The organism is Streptomyces kryoterrae (assembly GCF_054072135.1).
The window spans coordinates 265,733-284,923 of the sequence record NZ_CM133358.1; the positions used below are offsets into that span (position 1 = coordinate 265,733).

2 protein-coding genes are annotated in these 19,191 nt (G+C 73.7%); both read right to left on the reverse strand.

Annotated elements, in window-relative coordinates:
- Window positions 1-49: 49 nt before the first annotated feature.
- Entirely contained in the window at window positions 50-3,256 is a 3,207-nt protein-coding gene (gene fabD / locus ACW4TU_RS00850; protein WP_457423549.1) for an ACP S-malonyltransferase, read from the reverse strand.
- Window positions 3,246-19,151: an SDR family NAD(P)-dependent oxidoreductase gene (locus tag ACW4TU_RS00855; protein WP_457423551.1), complete on the reverse strand. Its 15,906-nt coding sequence runs from the start codon at window positions 19,149-19,151 to the stop codon at window positions 3,246-3,248. The genes fabD and ACW4TU_RS00855 overlap by 11 nt, the downstream gene beginning before the upstream one ends.
- Window positions 19,152-19,191 lie beyond the last annotated feature (40 nt).

Here is a 19,191-nt window from a genome sequence, read left to right on the forward strand (position 1 = left end):
CCATCCAGGAACAGCGTCGATCCGGCGGCACGGTCGGGGCGGGAAAGGATCAGCTGGGACATGGCGAAGCGGCGCCGGCGGAACGCAGCCGGTAGGTGATGTGCGCCGCCGCGCCCTCCATGAGGGTGTCGGCGATCGCCTCGACCGTGCGGACCCGCCAGGGTTGCAGGGTGGTGCCGGCGACGACCTGGTTGAACGCGCCCATCGCGGGGCCGCAGTGGACCAGATAGTCGACCGTGGACCGCGTGTCGCCCGTCACCGCGAGTCGGTGGCCGCGCTCGGAATAGCCGCGGCACAGGGCCGCCAGCTCCGCCTTCGGGTCCGTGGTGGGCGAGGCGCCCATGGGCGCCTCGCCGCCCAGATAACGGTCGAACAACCGGGTCCTGGTGGCGTCGTCGAGTGCGGCCGGAGAGGCGTGCGCACGCCAGAGGTCGTACAGCTTGCCGGCCCGTGCTGGGAACAGCAGGCCGCGCCGCAGGTAGCGGGCCCGCACGCCCAGGTCGAACATCTCGGCCCAGGGCGCGGTCACCACGTCGTACTCGTGGGCCTCCTGCAGGATGTCCTTCACCGCGGGGCTGGTGGCGGCCTCCACCGAGCACTGGTTGACCGAACCGGTCAGCACGAACTCGGCGCCGAGCAGGAAGGCCGCGGCGGCCGCCTCCGGGGTGCCCATGCCGCCCGCGCATCCGACGTGCACGCGCTGCCCGGGCAGGGCGGTCGCGTCCCGCAGCCGCAGCACGGCGGGCAGCAGGGTCAGCAGGTCGGCCGCGCCGGTGAGCCAGCCGCCTTCCGCCTCGACGCACAGGTCGTCCGCCATGGGCCGGCCCGCGGCGGCACGGGCCTGAGCCTCGGTGACCTCCCCGGCCGCGAGCAGCCGCTCGACCAGTTGCCGCGGGGCCGGCGCGAGGAACTCGGCGGCGAGGTCGGTCCTGGTCACCTTTGCCAGGATCCGTCCGCCCCCGAGCCGGAACCGCACCAGCGCCGGGGTGATCAGGGGGAAGCCGGAGGCCTCCACGACGTTCACACCCCGCCGGAGGAACAGGTCGACCAGCGCGGACTCCTCTTCGGGTGCGCCGTGCCGGTGCAGCAGGTTCGCCCCGAGGGTGCCGCCCGGGCCCAGGTCGTCGGCCAGGTCGCGCAGTTGACGGTCCACCTCGGGCAGGGTGAGACCGGCGGTCCCCAGGAACGCCAGGAAGCCCGCCTTGGCCGCCGCGCGAAGCATCGCCGGGCCCGAGATCCCGCCGTACATCGACCCCACCAGATAGGCGCGCCGCAACCCGTACCGCTCGCGGAAGCTCCGGGCGCCCAGGCCGTCGGCCTCGACCGAGATCCCGGGAGGAACCTCCGGGGCGGCGGTGCGGGGGGCCGGATCCGGGCGGGACGCGGGAACCGGCAGCGGTTCGGCCCCCTGTCTGATCCGGGCGACCAGTTTGGTGAGCACCTCGCCGGGGCCGAGTTCGACGAACTCGAAGTCGCCGTGCCCCATCAGGGTGCGCACGGTTTCGGTCCACCGCACCGGCGAGACGATCTGTGCCGTCAGCGTCTGCTTGAGCGCTTCGGGGCGGTACGGCCGCGCGTCCACGTTGGCCAGTACGGGGACGGCGGGTGGGCGCAGGGTGAACCCGTCCAGGAAGCGGGCGAACTCCTCGGCGGCGCCGCGCATGTACCGGGAGTGGAACGGCGCGCTGACATTGAGGCGGGCGGTGCGGGCGCCCACGGCGTCGAAGGCGGCGCAGGCGGCGTCGATCCGCTCCACCGGGCCGGAGAGCACGAACTGGTCCATGGCGTTGTGGTTGGCCAGGTCGAGGCCGTCGAGACCAGGCTCGGCGAGCACCCGGTCGACGGTCGCCTCGTCGGTCCCGACGACCGCGGCCATCGTGCCGCCGTCGGCGGCGGCCATCAGCTCACCGCGTCTGCGCACCAGCCTCAGTCCGGTCTCGAAGTCGTAGACGCCCGCGGCGAACAGCGCCGCGTACTCACCGAGACTGTGACCGACCAGGTAGTCCGCCGGCACCGGGTCCGAAGCCACCCGGTCCAGATGGGCCAGGGCGCTCACCACGTAGAGCGCCGGCTGGGTGAACTCGGTGCGGCCGAGCCGGCGTTCGGGGTCCTCGACGCACAGTTCCCGGATCGAGTAGCCGAGGACCCGGTTGGCGACCGCCGTGTGTTCGGGAAACCTCTCGAACAGCTCCGCGCCCATCCCTCGCCGCTGTGAGCCCTGGCCCGGGAAACCGTAGACCTTCATGCGCTGTGCCTTCCTCGGTGTCCTGCGCGTGTCCGGCGGGCGTCTGGTGGTCAGGGTGCGGACCTTCGCCAGCACATCGGGGTCGTGGCCGAACGGGCTGAGCAGGGACAGCGACCTGGAGCGTGTCCCTGGCGGTGCGTTGCCGCGCACGAAGGTGTCGAGGGTGCCCGAGGGGCCGAGGTCGAGGTAGAGGAAGTCGCCCCGGTCGCGCATGGCGGCCATGGTGCGCTCGAACGCGATGGGCTCACGGACCACCCGCCGGAAGTGATCGGCGTCCGGCCGCTCGACCAGGTGTCCGTCGACGCAGGACACCCAGGGGATGCGCGGCGGTGCGAACCGCGTTCGTTCGAGGGCGCTGCGGCACTCGGCGAGGACGGGGTCCATCAGGGCGGAGTGGTAGCCGTACTCCACCGCCACCCGCTGGTGCGCCACATCGGCGGCGCGCAGCGCGGACTCGGCCCGGGCCACCGCCTCTTCGGTGCCCGAGACCACGAAGTGGCCCGGGTGGTTGCGGGCGGCGACCTCGCACTCGCGCAGTGCGGGCACCCGGTCCAGGACGTCCGGCCCGGCGAGCACGGCGAGCATGCCGCCGCGGGGGCCCTTTCGCAGGGCGGCGGCCTGTCCGACCAGCAGCCGCATGCAGTCGCTCGCATCGAGGCTGCCGGACAGGGTGGCCGCCGCGTACTCACCGAGGCTGCAGCCGATCAGGTGGTCGGGCTCGACGCCCGCCGCCCGCAGAGACTCGGCCAGCGCGAGTTCGATCATGACGATCGCCGGATGGGTGAACCTGGTGTCGGTGAACGGCTCGCTCCTGCGCTTCGACGGGTCGAAGACCCGTGCGAGCACGGATTCGCCCAGTTCCTCGGCGACCACCGCGTCGTAGCGGCGCAGCGCCGCGCCGAACACCTCGTCACCGGCGAGGAGTTCCTCGCCCATCCGGTAGTACTGCGAGCCCTGGCCCGAGAACATGAAGACGACGGGCAGGGGTTGCGTGGGAGTGTCAACGGCCATGGCTCCGGGTCTCCCTGGTCGCAGTGGCCCGGTAGTCGTTCCAGAACGGCTGTGCGCCCGGTCCGGCCGTCGGCACCACCGCCCGGTGGTCGTGCCAGAAGAGCCCCGCTCCGGACCTTGTGGGCTCGGCCGCCCCCCGGATGACGACACTGCGGGCCCACTCGGGTCCCGGCAGTGGCGCACGGCTGTGTCGGTGACCTGCGGGGGCGGGGGTGAGCACCAGGTGCGCGTTGGTGCCGCCGTCGGCGAAGCAGCTCACGGCGGCGGCCTCGGCCGTGGCCGGCCATGGCTCGGCCCGCCGCGGGAAGTACAGCGGCGAGGCATCGAGGTCGAAGTGCTCCAGCGGTTCCTGCCCGGAGCCGAACGGCGCCTGCTGCCGGTGGTGCAGCATCAGGACGACCTTGATGAACGAGGCGATCCCCTCCGCGGCCAGGGGGTGGCCGATGTTCGGCTTGACCGAGCCGAGGGCCACCGGCTGCGCCGAGCCCGCCCGGTAGACCGCCTCCACCGCCTTGAGCTCCAGCAGGTCGGTGACGGCCGAGCCGGAGCCGTTGGCCTCGATCCATCCGACGTCCCGCGGCGACAGGCCGCTGCGCGTCAGCGCCTCGGTCATCACCTCCTTGTGCGCCTCCAGGTTGGGGGTGGCGGGGCCGGCGGTCCGGCCGTCGTTGTTGACGGCGATGCCCTTGAGGACCGCGAGCACCTGGTCTCCGTCCGCCCGCGCCCTGTCGAGGGGTTTGAGGACGACGACGCCGATCCCCTCGCCGAGCACCACGCCGGCCCCCCGGCGGTCGAAGACATGGAACTCCGTACCGGGGTTGAGCAGGCCCCGCTGTCCGAACACCTGGTAGGGCCGGTCGTCGCTGAGCAGGCTGACCCCGGCGACCACGGCCGACTCGATGTCACCCGAGCGCAGTGCCTGGGCAGCGGCGTCCATCGCCACCAGGGCGGAGGAGCAGGCGGTGTCGACCACCAGGCTCGGCCCCCGGAAGTCGAAGAACTGGGAGACGTTGGCGGAGAGATAGTTCTGGCCCGTGACCACCACCGGGTTCGCCGCCCGCTCCAGGCGCGTGGCGTCCGGGGTGTGTGTGGCCCGCCCGCCGACGTACACCCCGATCCGGCGGCCCTTGAGCTCGGCGGGCTCGTATCCGGCGTGGTGGACGGCGTTGTGCACCTCCTCCAGGAGCAGCAGCGCCTGCGGGTCCATGGCCGCGACATCCGGCCCGGACAGCAGGAAGGACTCCGGGTCGAAGCTCAGCATGTCCGGCAAGAGGCCGGCGTGGTATCCGAGCGGCCTGCCGAAGCGCCGGTCGGGGACCGGGCGCAGCGCCGACCGGCCCTCCCGCAGAAGTTCCCAGTACTCCCCGGCGGACCGGGCCTCCGGGAACCGGCAGGACAGGCCGATCACCGCAATGTCCGCGGTGGTACGGGCCGGCTGCGCGAGGGGCGGGGCGGGGGCCACGGCAGCCCGTGCGGCGGAGGCCGGGGTGTCCGCGGCGGCCTCACCGCCGAAGGCCGCCAGCAGGTTCTCCTCGTGCTTCTCGGCGAGGTACTCGGCGAACCCGTCGGCGGTCGGGTGTTCCAGGAGCGCCGACGGGTCGAGCGCCACGTCGAGTCGCTTGGCGGCGGTCTGGACGAGCTGGGCGATCAGGATCGAGTCGATGCCGTAGTCCTGGATCGGCACATCGCCCGCCAACGCGGCCCGGTCGAACCGCAGTTCCGCCGCGAGCCGGTCCAGCAGCCAGGAGGCCGCCGACCCGACCGCGCCTCGGACCGCCTCGGCGGTGGACCCGGGGGCCGTCTCGGAGCGGGTCCCGGGTGCGGCGGTCTCCGGCGCCGCCTCGGCGGTGGGCGAGCGGTGGTCCGTCAGCCGCCCTGGACGCCAGTCCGCGTCCGGACGTACCACCGCGGGCAGCACCACCCGGGCGCCGCTCGCGATCGCCCGTTCCAGCAAGGCGAGGCCCTGCTCGTCGGAGAGCGCGGCCAGTCCGGAGGACCGGTAGGCGGCGCTGCGCACCTCGCCCGCACCGGTGTCCTTCCAGCTCGGCCACTGCACGCTGACCAGTGGCAGCCCGTAGGGGCGTGCCTCGGCGACCGCGTCCAGGTAGGCGTTGGCCAGCGCGTAGTCGCTCTGGCCGACAGCGAGCGCGGGCACGGCGGCGGCGACCGAGGAGTACAGCAGGAACAGGCTGAGCGGTTCGTCGCGGAAGCACTCCACCAGTGCGTCGAGGCCGAAGACCTTCGGGCCGATCACCCGGGCCATGCCGGTCTGCGGCTTCCGTACGAACGCGGGGTTGTCGAAGTCGGTGTATCCGGCGCTGTGGATCACCCCGCCGACCGGCCCCAGCCTCAGCCTCACCTCGGCCAGGGTCTTGGCCAGCGCCTGCTTCTCCTCCAGCGGTACGGCGCGGACCTCCAGCTCGACCCCCTGGTCGGCCAGCTCGGCGAGCGGGCGCAGCCTGCGGCCGAGTTCGGTGTCCGCGGCGATGTGCGCGGCCCATTCGGTCCGCGGCGGCAGTTCCTCGCGGCCGGTGAGCACCAGCTTGCGGACACCGTGCCGGGCGACGAAGTGCCGGGCGGTGAGCAGTCCGATCCCGCGCGTGCCACCGGTCACCCACAGCACATGGCCGTCCGGAAAGCGCGGGGTGTTGTCCGGGCTCTCCGGCAGTTCCCGCAGCTCCGAGCGGTGCCGGACGCCGTCCCGGTAGGCGATGTCGGCCGGTTGCCCGGCGATGCCGAGTTCGTCGGCCACCCACCGGCACAGCTGCTCGTCCGAGGTGTGCCGCTCCACGTGGACATGGCGGGAGCGCACATGGCGGTACTCGCTCTGGAGCATCCGGTAGAGGCCGGCTCGGGCGGCGCCGCCGAGGCCGGGCGCGCCTGTTTCGGTGTCCCGGGAGACCATCAGGGCGCACAGCCCGCCGCGTCCGTGGTCGACGAGGCGCTGCAACCAGCCCAGCCACGGGGTCAGTTGCGCGTGCGCGGGATCGGTGTCCGTATCGGCGCAGCCGGCCAGGTCGACCACGGCGTCGAAGCGGTCCCAGCGGGCGCCCGGGTCGGCGAGGTCGGCGGCGAGCCGGTCACGAGTGAGCACCTCGGCCCGGGGCAGCGCGGCGGCGACCCGGGCGGCCAGGTCCTCCGTGCCCGGTGCGGCCAGCACCGCGGTCCGGGCCGGTGGTGCGGTGCGGACCACCGGGTCGGCGGGGACCCAGTGCCGGGTGAGCAGCAGTCCCTCCGTGGTCCCGCCGGTGCCGAGGGCGGCCAGCTCGGCGTCCGCCGCGGCCAGCCGGATCCGGTCTCCGCCGAAGGGATAGCCGGGCAGTGCCACCCGGCGCGGCCGGCCCGTGGGATGCAGGGCCGCCCAGTCGACCGGCCGGCCCGACGTCCACGCGGCGGCGTACCCGGCGAGGTCGTCCGCCTGCGGGCCGGCCGCGAGCGGCCTGCGCGGGTTCGCCACTCCCGTCCAGCTGTTGGCCGGTTCGGCGCCGACGGCGAACTCCTCCAGCCGCTCGGCGAGTTGCGCGAGGTCGTGGAAGACCACCGCGAGCCGGTGCTCCATGGCCTCCCGGCCCCACTGCAGAGTCCACGCGACCTCCTCGGGTGCCGCCTGCGCACCCTCGGCGCGCAGGTGTACGGCCAGTCGGCGGGCCTGCGCGGTCAGCCGGTCGGCGTTGCGGGCGGAGAGCACGGCCAGCTGCGGACCGGTGGAGACGTGCCGGGTCCGCGGTTCGCCGAGGTACTCCCGCAGGACGAGACACGCGTTGGTGCCACCCGCGCCGAAGGAGCTGACGCCCGCGGTCCTGGGCCGTGCCGTGCCGTCCGTGAGGACGGTGCGAGGCCAGCCGGCGAGCTCGCGCTGGACGTGGAAGGGGGTCGCCGCGAAGTCGATGTCCGGGTTGAGCCGGTCCGCGTGCAGCGAGGGAACCAGCTCTCCGTGGCGCATCTGGAGCAGCACCTTGGTGACGCCCGCGATTCCGGCGGCGGCCTCGGCGTGCCCGATGTTCGACTTGACCGAGCCGATCGGCAGCCGGTCGGGCAGGTCGTCCCGGAACGCGCGCAGCATGCCGGAGACCTCGATCGGGTCGCCGAGCGCGGTGCCGGTGCCGTGGGCCTCCAGGTAGTCGAGGTCGGCGGGGCGCAGTCCGGCCCGGTCGAGCCCGGCCCGCAGAAGGTCGCCCTGTGCCCTCGGGCTGGGTGCGGTGAAGCCCTTGGCCTCACCCCCGTGGTTGACGGCGGAGCCCTTCACCACGGCCAGGATCCGGTCGCCGTCGGCGAGGGCCGCGTCGAGGCGCTTGAGGAGGACCGCGCCCGAGCCGTCGGCCGGGACGTATCCGGTGCCGCCCGCCCCGAAGCTGCGGCACCGGCCGTCCTCGGAGAGGAAGCCGCGGGCCGCGAGCTGGAGGTACTTCACCGGGTGGCTGGAGATGTTGACGCCGCCCGCGACCGCCGTGTCGCAGTCGCCGTTGCGGATGGCCAGGCAGGCCTGGTGGATGGCGACGAGCGAGGAGGAACACATGGTGTCCACGGCGACGCTGGGCCCGGTGAAGTCGAAGAAGTACGACACCCGGTTGGCCACCGAGGCGTACGACGAGGTGGGCGCCAGGCCGTTGCCGCGCAGCGCGTCCTGGACGCCGTACAGCTGGTAGTGGCCGTAGGCCAGGCCCACGAAGACTCCGGTGCGGGTGCCGCGCAGTCGCTCGCGGGTGCAGCCGGCGTCCTCCAGCAGATGCCAGACCGTCTCGAGGAAGACCCGCTCCTGGGGGTCGGTGTGCTCGGCGTCGAGTTGCGACATGCGGAAGAACAGCGGGTCGAAGCGGTCAGCGTCGCGGACGAAGCCTCCCCATTTGCCGTACGTCCTGCCGGTGGCCGCCTTGTCGGCGTCGTAGAACCTGCTGTGGTCCCAGCGGTCGGCCGGCACCTCCTGGACGCTGTCCCGGCCGGCCCGCAGGTTCCGCCAGAACTCGTCGAGGTCGTCGGCCTCCGGGTAGCGGCCCGCGACACCGATGATCGCGATGTCGCCGTCGGCACGGGCGGCGGGTACCGGCTCCGTGGCCGGTCCGGGGACCGCCGTGGCGGGTGACCCGGCCGCGGCGAACACGTCGGGGTGGGCGGCGGCCAGATGGTCGGCCAGCTCACGGACCGTCACGTACTCGAACAGGAGTGTCTTCGAGAGCGGGCCGACGTGTTCTCCGAGCCGTCGGATCAGGTTGAGGGTGATCAGGGAGTCCACGCCGTAGTCCCCGAAGGGCTCCGTGAGGGCGATCTCCCGCTCGGGGAGCTTCAGTTCGGCCGCCAGCAGGCGCAGGACCAGATGTTCGGCGCGTGCCCGTACGTCATCGGCGGGCGCCGCGGCCGGGCGGGTGGCGGTCTTCGGGCGCGTGGACGTGCCGTCGAGGGCCGCCAGGACACGCTCCGGGTCGCCGGGGGTGAGCAGGAGTCTCGGCGCGTCGCCCGCCAGGGCCCGTTCCAGGGCGTCCAGGGCCGGCCCGGTCGGTACGGGACGCATGCCGAGCGTCCGGGCCATGTGTTCCTGGGCCGAGGCGTCGATCCGCATGCCGCCGTCCGCCCAGACCGGCCAGGCGGCGGCGAGGGTACGGCCCCGCCGGTCGCCCTGGCGGCGCTGCCGTTCCCGCTGCTCTGCGAAGTGGTCGAGGAACGCGTTGGCGAAGGCGTAGTCGGTCTGGCCGATGTTGCCGAAGACGGCCGCGGCGGAGGAGAACGCCACGAAGTAGTCGAGCGGCTCGTCGCGCGTCGCCTCGTCGAGCAGTACGGTGCCCCGCACCTTGGCGGCCAGCACCGCCTCGGCGTCGGCGCGTTCCTTGCCCCGCAGCAGGCCGTCCCGGAGCACTCCGGCGGCGTGCAGGACGCCGCTGACCGAGCCGTGGGCCCGCCTGGCCCCGGCGATCAGCGCACGCACCTGGGCCGGGTCACCGACATCGGCCCGCACGATGTCCGCGCCGATGGCGCGCGCACGGTCACGGGCCTCGGGGCCGGGAACGCCGCGGGCGGCCAGCACGATCCCGCCGTCGGACACTCCCGCGGTGTGCCGTACGGCGGCGATGTGCTCGGCGAGCAGCAGGCCGAGGGCGCCGGTGCCGCCCGTGACGATGTGCGCACCGGAGCCGGTGAACGCCGAACCGGCACAGGTCGGCAGACTCACCTGCCGCCACCCGCGGCGCATGCGGCCCTCGGCGCCGACGCGGACCTCGGCCTCGCGCTCGGCCCCGAGTTCGGCGATCACCGCGTCGGTCAGGCTCCCGGACGCGACCGCCAGTACGCCGAAGTCCACCAGAGGGTGCTCCAGGCGCACCGAGCGGCCGAAGGCGGCCATCGCCGGCTGGGCCGGGGAGGCGGCCGGGTCGGGATGGACGAAGAGATAGCCGAGCGGGCCGCGCCGCTCCCGCTGCCAGGCCTGCAGGAGGGCCGTGGCCGCGTGGAAGCCGTACTCCACCGCGTTGTCCGGTTCCGGGTGGTCACCGGCGAGCTGCACCACGTGCACCGGGCCCGGCGGGAGGGCGCGGACGGCGGCCTCGGCGTCGAATCCTGCGGACAGTTCGATGTGCCGGGCGGCCAGTCCGGCCGCCGCCAGTGCGGTGTTCAGCTCTGCGCCCCGCGAACCGGCGTCCAGCACCAGGACGGATGCCGGCGCGGCACGGCGGATCGCCGGCGCCGGCTGCCAGTCCGGTGCGAAGGCGGCCACCGTCTCCGCCGTGGGCGGCGCGGGGACCTCGGCGGCCGGCTCCGGAGCCGACGGGCCGGGCTCCGCAGCAGACGGGTCTGGCTCCGGAGCGATCCAGTGCCGGGTCCTGGCGAACGGATAGGCGGGCAGGTGCACCCTGCGTACGGCCTCGCCCGGGTGCGGGGCCGGCCATTCGACCTCGGCGCCCCGCAGCCAGCCGGCCGCGACCGCGCCGAGGTCCTGGCGCGCGGCGGTCTGGTGCGCGGCGGGATTCCGCTCGGCCCGCCCGACGCGTACGGCGGACGGGCGGCCGGCGAGGTACGCGTCGAGTTCGGCGCGCAGCGCGGCGGTGCTGCCCGCGACGACGGCGAGGCGGTGGACCATCGGGTCGCGGCCCGCCCGGAGGGTGTACGCGAGGTCGCCCGCCGGGACCTCGTGCTCCTGGAGGTGGTCGGCGAGCCGCCGCGCGGAGGACCGCAGCGCCTCGGCGGTGCGGGCGGACAGGACGAACAGCCGTTCTACCGACCGCTCCTCGCGGACGGCGGGCGCTTCCGGTTCCTCCAGTACGACGTGCGCGTTGGCGCCGCCGAAGCCGAAGGAACTGACCCCGGCGCGGCGCGGCGCGGGCCGCCCCTCCCTGTCGACGGGCCGGGGCCACGGCGTGGTCTGCGACACGACGTACAGCGGGGAGCCGGCCAGCTCCAGATAGGGGTTCGGCTCCTGGAAGTGCAGGCTGGCCGGGATGGTGCGGTGTCGCATCGCCAGGACGGTCTTGACCAGGCCGGCGATGCCTGCCGCCGCCTCCAGATGGCCGATGTTGGTCTTCACCGAGCCGACCGCACAGGTCGGCGTCGCAGGCACCGGCCGGCCGGCCGAGCCGTACAGCTCGGCGAAGGCGTCGCGCAGACCGGCCGTCTCGATCGGGTCGCCCAGCGCGGTCCCCGTACCGTGCGCCTCGATGTAGCCGACCGTGGCCGGATCGATGCCGGCGGCACGGTAGGCCTCGACGAGCAGCTCGGTCTGGGCACCGGGATTCGGCGAGGTCAGCGACGTTGTCCTGCCGCCGTGGTTGACGGCGGCGGCCTTGATCACCGCGTCCACCGGATCGGCGTCGCGGACGGCGTCGGTCAGGTTCTTCAGTACGACGACCCCGACACCCTCGCCCCGGACATAGCCGTTGGCGCTCGCGTCGAAGGTCCGGCACCTGCCGTCGGGGCTGAGCATCTCGCTCTTGCTCAGCGCCACGTAGAGGTTGGGACTGAGGATGAGACTGACCCCGCCGGCGATGGCCAGGTCGCACTCGCCGTCCCGCAGTGCCCGGACGGCGTGGTGGATCGCGGTGAGCGAACCCGAGCAGGCAGTGTCCACCGCCATGCTGGGCCCGCGCAGGTCCAGCAGATAGGACACCCGGTTGGGAATGACCGACAGCGCGGCGCCGGTGATGGTGTGACCCTCGGTGGCCAGGCCCGCCGCGCGCTGGACGTCGACGTAGTCGGAGTTCGTGACCCCGATGAAGACACCGACCCTGCGGCCCGCCAGCGTCGACGGCGGGATGGCCGCGTTCTCCAGGGCCGCCCACACCGTCTCCAGGAGCAACCGCTGCTGCGGGTCCATCAGTTCGGCCTCGCGGGGCGAGATGCCGAAGAAGGCGGCGTCGAACTTGTCGACGTCCGGCACGAAACCGCCCCAGCGGGAGCGGGACTTCTCCTCGGTGCCGGAGTCACCGTCGTACGCCCGCCAGTCCCACCGCTCGGCCGGGATCTCCTCGATCAGGTCGTGGCCGGCGAGGAGATGTGCCCAGTAGGCGTCCAGATCCGCCGACCGCGGAAGTCTCGCGGCCATGCCGACGACGGCCACGTCCTTGGAGCGGGTGACGGCCTCGGCAGCCGGGACCGCCGTGGCGGTGTCCGGCCGGCGCTCCGGTTCACGGCCGTCCTCGCCGTGTCCGGACGCGGTGGGAGCGGTCGGTGCCGGGTCGTCGCCGTACCGGGCTCCCAGGGCGTCGCCGTGGTTGTCGGCCAGATGGCGGAGCAGCCGGGACAGGGTGGGGAAGCGGTAGAACGCCGTGGGGAGAACCTCGGCGCCGACCAGGTCGGACAGCTCCAGGCTCAGTTCCGTGAACCGGATGGAGTCCAGCCTGAACTGGCCGAACGGGATGTCCGGGGCGATCTGTTCCGGCCGCAGGCCCGCGGCCCGGGCGACCATCGCGGCCACCTCCACGGCCAGCCTTCCGGCGACCTCGCCGCAGGGCGCCTCGTCCACCGTCCGGACCGGATCCGGGACGGCGGGCGTCACCGGGCCCGGTGTGCGCGGGGTCTGATCGGCCGGTGCCGCAGGGCCGCCGGACAGGCCTGCCAGTGCCGCGCGGTCCACGTCGCCGTCCGCGGTGCGGGGAAGGTCGTCGACCGGGAGGACCGCGTCGAGGCGCAGGTGAGCCGGCAGCAGCTGCCGGACCAGCTCCGGCAGGGACCCGTCCAGGGGTGTGCCGGGGTCCGGCTGGTAGAACACCCGGAGAAACGTGCCGTCCGCCCCCTCCAGTGCCACGACCGCTGTCCGACGTATCCCCGGCAGCCGGGACAGGTTGGCCTCCACCTGGCCGACGAGCGCCTCGTCGGCCTCGGTCCGGGGCTTCGCCGGCCGCCGGACCCGCAGCTGGGCGAGGCTGCCCGCGACCGGCCGGCCTGCCTGCCTGGCTGACCCGGCCGAGGAGACCGTCCGGTCCGGGTCCTCGATCAGCCCGGTGAGGACCGCGACGAACCGGTCGGCGATGCCGGCGGCCGTGCTCGGCTCGAACAGCTCCCGGTCGTACTTGACCGTGAAGTGGAAGTCGCCCTCCCCCTCGACGATCTCCAGGGTGAGGTCGAACTCGCCTTCCTGGTGGACGCCGCCGACCATCCCGTTGACGAGCCCCGTGTGCTCCTGCGGCCGTACCCAGTTCTGGTAGTAGAAGGCTGCCCTGAAGAGGTCGGAGCCGGTGAGCCGGCCTTCCTGCCGGAGCTGCTCGATCAGCGTGATCAGCGGATACTCGCCGTGCTGCAGGGCGGCGAGGGTGTCCCGGTGCACCTCGGCGACCACGGAGCGGAACGTGTGGTCGAGCGGCACGCGCCCGTCGATGACGACCATGTTCATGAAACAGCCGAGCGTCTCGTCGAACCGGTCACCGGGACGTCCGGCCGTGGGGGTGCCGACCAGTATCCGGTCCTGGTCGCCGTAGTGACGCAGGACCGCGTAGTAGCCGGCGAGCATGACGCTGAACAGCGACACCCGCTCGGTGGCGGCGAACGCCCTGGCGCGGGCGACCAGCGCCGCGTCGATCCGCCCTTCGACGCTGGCCCCCAGGAAGCGGGGTTCCGCCGGCCGGGGCCGGTCCGTGGGCAGGGCCGGCTCGGGCACCGGCCCGGTGACCCGGTTCAGCCAGTAGTCGCGCAGCCGGACTCCTTCCGGGCCCGCCAGCAGGTTCCGCTGCCACGCCACGAAGTCGGCGAAACGGGCGGAGGGCGGGCTCGGCGTCCAGGCCGTGCCCGCGACCCGGGCACGGTAGGCGTCCTCCAGCTCCCGTAGGACGACACCGATGGAGACACCGTCGAAGACGATGTGGTGGACGACGGCCAGCAGCGCGCGCCGGCCGTCGGGCAGGCTGTAGAGCGTCACCCGCAGCAGGGGTCCGCCCGCCAGGTCGAACGGACGGGCGCGCTCGGCCCGCATCCGTTCGCGGAGCGCCTCCTCGTCGGCGCTGTCGAGGCGTTCGTGCCGGAGGTCCGCCTCCTGCCGCGCGGCCACGTGCTGTGTCGGCTGCCGGTTCTCGACCGTCACCGTCGTGCGCAGCGCCTCGTGCCGGTCGACGAGGTCCTGAAGTGTGCCGCGCAGGGCCTCGGCGTCGACCCGCGGATCGAGCCAGAGGGCCAGTGGGACGTTGTAGGCGGCGTTGTCCGGCGCGACCCGGTTCACGATCCACAGCGCGCGCTGCCCCTCGGACAGCGGACCGCCGACCGGGCCGGCGACCGTAGCGGCGGGGACCGGCCGGGGGGCGGGCACGGCTGTCGCGGGCGGTTCGGGGGCGGTGTCCGTCACGGGGCCGAACACCCCCTGCTCCGTGTAGTGCCGGGACAGCTCGCGCAGGGTCGGGTGCTCGTAGAAGTCACCGAGCGACACGGTGACCCCGAACTCCTCGGTGATTCCGGAGACGATCTTCATGCCGGTGAGCGAGTCGAACCCGTAGTCGGCCAGTGCCCGGTCGGGGTCCGGGGCCTCGTCGAGCTTGAGAGCCCGCGCCACGATCGCGGCCAGTCGGGCCGTCAGCGTCTCGGCGGGGCCCGGCTCCGTCCGGGACAGCTCTTGTACGGGCTCGGACACCGGCGCCGCACCGGCCCGCGGCGCGGCGGCCGGCTCGGCGCCGAGCGGCCCGCCGTTCTCCGCGACGATGACGTGCTGGCCTCGCGGCCGGCTGTCCGGGCCACGGCCGTCCGCCACCACGACCTGCTCGAAGCCCCCCTCACGCAGCAGCCGCTGCCAGGTGGCCGGAACGGTCAGGGGCGAGTCCGGCAGGCGCAGTTCCCCGTCGTCGAAGAGCCACCAGCCGTCGAGCACCCCTCCCACGACCGTGGTGTGGTCCCAGACCTCCGTGAGTTCGTTGAGGACGAGCCAGCCGTCCGGCCTCAGCAAGGCCTTCGCCTTGCCGAGCGTGGCCCGCAGGTCGCGCGTCGCGTGCACCACGTTGGTGGCGAGCACCATGTCGTACGACCCCGGGGAGAACCCCTGTGCCTCGATGCCCTTCTCCAGGTCGAGCACCTGGTACTCCAGCATGCCCAGGTCGCCGAACACGCCGATCAGCCGTTCCGCCGCGTTTTCGAGGAACCTCGGCGAGATGTCGGTGAAGCAGTAGGTGACCTGGCCGGCGTGGGGCGCCAGCACCGGCAGGACCGACTCCGTGGTGGCCCCGGTGCCGGCGCCGAGTTCGACGACGCGCAGCCGCTCGCCGGGCGCGAGCCGTGCCAGTCGCTGCCCGAGGTAGGACCGCACGGCGACGCCGACCAGTTCGTTGAACGAGTCGGAGAGCGCGTTGGCCTTGTAGAAGCTCTCCACCAGTGCCATGGACGAGCCGGGGAACATGATCTCGGTGGCACGGATCTCGCCGCGCAGGATCTGCGGGTACGAGCGCAGGAAGAGCCGGGTCAGGGTGACCGTGGCGGCCAGTTCCGGGTGGTCCGCGGCGATCCGGTCGAACTCCGGGTCGAGTTCCTCGGGGCCGAGGATCCGTGCGGGGGCGCCGGGCAGCAGGCGGCACCGTTCACCGTCGAACTCCACGTAGCCCGCGTTGCCCAGGATGTTCAGCAGCGCGCCGTACAGCCGCTGGTACTTCGGCTGGATGCCGAGGCTGCTCCACAGCTCCCGGCGGTCGAAGCCGTCCCCCGCGTTGAGCAGGACGCCCATCCGGCGGAAGACACCGAGCACGGCGGGGCGGCACAGGGCGGCGAGCCGGTGGTGACCGGCGAGGACGCTGTCGACGTCGTCGGCGCGGCCGGCGCGGGTACGCGCAAGCGCGTCCGCCACGTGCGCGAGGGACGGGCCGCCGGCCGCCGCCTTCGGTACGGCGGGCCGTGCGGGAACGGTGCCCAGTGCCGCCAGAGCGAAGTCGCGGGCGCTGATCGGCATCACCTGCGGCAGCGGGTTGCCCAGGATCCGGTGGAAGGCCGACAGACCGTCGGCCACCGACAGCTCGCCGATGCCCAGGCCATGGAAGATCTCGCGCAGGCCGGGCCGGGCGCCCGAGCCGATGCCGCCCCAGTAGCCCCAGTTGACGACTCTTACGGGGTACTCGCGCCGGCCGCCCAGGTGCAGGGCGTAGGCGTCCTGCAGTGCGGCGGCGCAACTGTAGGCGCCGTTGCCGGCGGTGCCGGCGAACGCGCCCACCGAGGAGAAGAACGCCAGGAAGTCGAGGGGCTGGTCCCCGAAGACCTGGTCGATCGCCACGCTGCCGTCGGTCTTCACCATGAGCGCGGCACGGAACGCCTCGTCGTCGAGTGCTGCCAGCGGGCTCGGGGCGAAGGTCATGCCGGCGTGGATGACGCCGTGGACCGCGCCGAAGCGGGCGCTCACCTCGGCGGCGGCTGCCCGCAGCGCCTCGGTGTCGCAGCAGTCGGCCCTCAGGTGCAGCACCTCGCCACCGAGCCCGCGCGCCCGGTCCGCACAGGCACGCTGGTCCGCGTCGAGCGGGCTGCGGCTGATCCACACGACCCGGGCCCGGTAGCGCTCGGCGAGGTGGACGGTGAGTTCCCGGCCGATGCCGCCGGCGCCGCCGACGATCACGTACACACCGCGGTCCCGGAAGGGCGGCTGCTGCGGCTCGGGCAGGTCGACCGGCTCGAGCGCGGTGGCGTAGCGCGTACTCCGGCGCAGGAGCACGGTCCGCCCGGAGGAGTCGCACGGCTCGTCCAGCACGGCGGCCAGCAAGCGGTCCCAGGCGGCGGTGCCGGCCGTCTCGCGCTGCGCGAAGTCGAGGCAGACCGCCTTGAGTTCGGGGTTCTCCTTGGGCAGTACCCGGGCCAGTCCGTGCAGACCGGCGGCGAACGGGTTGGTGACCGGGGCGTCGAACGCCCCCACGGCGTCGTTGGTCACGACCTTCAGCAGCACTCGGCGCCCGTCGCCGTCTGCCAGGTGCCGGGCGGTCCGGAACAGGGCGAGCATTCCGCGCCGGTAGCCGTCTTCCAGCGATCCGGCCGCGCCGGTGGCCGAGAGCCGGATGCCGCCGAGGTGGTAGACCCGGTCCACGGGGCCGGCCTGGGCCAGTTCCGCGACCAGGTCGTCGCGGTCCAGGTCGACCAGCCGCACGTCGTCGTCGCGGTGGTGTCCGGCTATGCCGTCCGCCAGCCGCGCGGCGTCGGCCGAGCCGAGGATCACCACCCGCAGACGGCCCGCGGTGTGCTCGTCACGAGCGGTGGCAGGTCGCTGCGCGGGCACCCAGGTCGGGCGGTAGCAGACCATGGGCGACGGTTCGGCGCTCGCCTCCGGCGATGTGATCGGTGCGGGGCCGGTGGGCAGCCGTTCGGGGCGGGGTGGAATCTCCGGCAGCCAGTAGCGCTTCCGGGCGAAGGGGTAGGTGGGCAGGCCGATACGGCGGGCGGTGTCCTCGGAGCGCAGCTCCGACCAGTCGACCTCGGCACCCTGCGTCCAGTGCTCGGCCACCGTCCCCAGATCCCGCTGCCGCTGGGCCCGGCTCACCCGCTCCCGGTCCTGCTCCGAGGGCCGGTAGCGGGCCGCGACCCGGCCGGTGGTCACTCCCGCCGCCGAGCCCTCGGCGCCGAACGCGCGCAACAGGGCTCCGGCTTCGGCCAGGTCGGCGGCCGGGAACGCCAGCCTGGCGGCCATCGGCGTGCGACCGGTCTGCAGGGTGTGGGCGACGTCGCAGAGCAGGATCTGCTCGGCCTCGGCCTCGGGGTTGGAGCCGGAGCCGGCCAGCAGCACGCTGAGAGCCCGCACGGTGGTGCCGCCGGTCAGCAGGCCCGGCTTCAGCCCCCTGCCGAACTCCGCTTCGAGCTTCTCGGCGAGGACCGTCAGCTCGGCCGCGCGGAAGCCGTACTCGCCCAGCGGCGTGACCGGGTCGAGGTCGTCCGCGCCGACCTGGAGCGCCTCGGCGGCCAGCCGCAGGCAGGCGGCCTCGACCTGCGTGTCGCGCACGGCCGGCCCGTCCGGGGGCGGCGCGGCGGTGCCGGCCGCGTCCAGGAAGTCCGCGAGCCGGGCGGCCGACTCACGGAGCCGGACCTCGTCCCGTGCGGACAGGACGATCAGTTCCGGACCGGCCTGGCTACGCGGCGGGCGCGGCGCGGCCTCGTCCGCGAGGTACTCCTCCACGATCAGGTGCGCGTTGGCGCCGCCACCGCCGAAGGAGCTGACGCCGGCCCGCCGGGGCAGTTCGACACGCTGTCCGTCGGCGCGGACGACGACCGGACGCTCCCAGGGCTCCGGCTCCTGCGGGACGTAGAACGGCCCGTCGGCGAACTCGATGTCGGGGTTGAGCTCGGCCGAGTGCAGCGACGGCGCGATCGTCCGGTGCCTGAGCTGCATCAGCACCTTCGTCAGGCCCGCGATGCCCGCGGCGGACTCCAGGTGACCGATGTTCGACTTCACCGAGCCGACCGCGCACCGCGTGAGCCCCTGCGCCAGGCCGTCGTCGATCCGCGTGCGGAACGCCTTGACCAGGCCGGAGATCTCGATCGGGTCGCCCAGCGGGGTGCCGGTGCCGTGCGCCTCGACACAGCCGACGGTCCGCGGGTCGATGCCCGCCCGGCGCAGGCCGGCCGTGATCACCTCGGCCTGGGCCTGCTGGCTGGGTACCGTGTACCCCCCGGTCTTGCCTCCGGAGTTGACGGCGGACGCCCGGATGACGCCGTGGATGCGGTCGCCGTCGGCCACCGCGCGTGACAGCGGCTTGAGCAGTACGGCTCCCACGCCCTCGCCGTCCACGAAGCCGTCCGCTCCCAGGCCGAAGCTACGGCAGCTGTCCCCGGGTGAGGTCATCCCGGCGTCGGAGAGCGTCCGCAGGTGCGAGGTGTCCAGGATCAGGTTCACGCCGCCGACGATCGCCGCCGAGCAGTCCCCGGCGCGCAGGCTCTCGCAGGCCAGATGGACGGCGGTGAGGGAGGACGAGCACGCCGTGTTGACGGTGAGGCTGGGGCCGCGCAGGTCCAGGATGTACGAAACCCGGTTGGCGATGGACCAGTGGCTGGAGCGGGCACTGTTGGCCACACCGAGACCGGCGGCACGTCCGCCCATCCACTCGTAGTCGCTGTGCATCACCCCGACGAACACACCGACCGGGTTGCTCTGCTCGGCGAGCCGGCGCGGCGGCCAGCCCGCGTCCTCCAGCGTCGCCCACACCGTCTCCAGGAAGACCCGCTCCTGCGGGTCCATGCTCTCGGCCTCCACGGGGGCGATGCCGAAGAACAGCGGGTCGAACGCGTCCGCGTCGTCGATCAGCCCCGCCCACCAGCGGCGGTCCGGCAGATCGACGCCGGTCTCCGGCTGTCCGTGCCCGCGTCCGGGCAGGAACTCCCCGATGCAGTTCTCGCCGTCGTGCACGCGGGTCCACAGCTCTTCGGGGGTCGCGGCGCCGGGATACCGGCCTGCCAGCCCGATGACCGCGATCCCCTCCGGAGCCTGGGGTCCGCCGCCACCCGCCACCCGCAGGAGTCGCAGCAGTGCCTTGCGCTTGTCATCCATGACGTTCCTCCCGCATGCCGCACGGCACGCGCCGTGTCCC

What these genes read in the sequence shown, in the direction of transcription:
- fabD (WP_457423549.1), bottom strand. Translation starts at nt 3,256, where the DNA reads ATGGCCGTTGACACTCCCACGCAACCCCTGCCCGTCGTCTTCATGTTC.
- ACW4TU_RS00855 (WP_457423551.1), bottom strand. Translation starts at nt 19,151, where the DNA reads ATGGATGACAAGCGCAAGGCACTGCTGCGACTCCTGCGGGTGGCGGGT.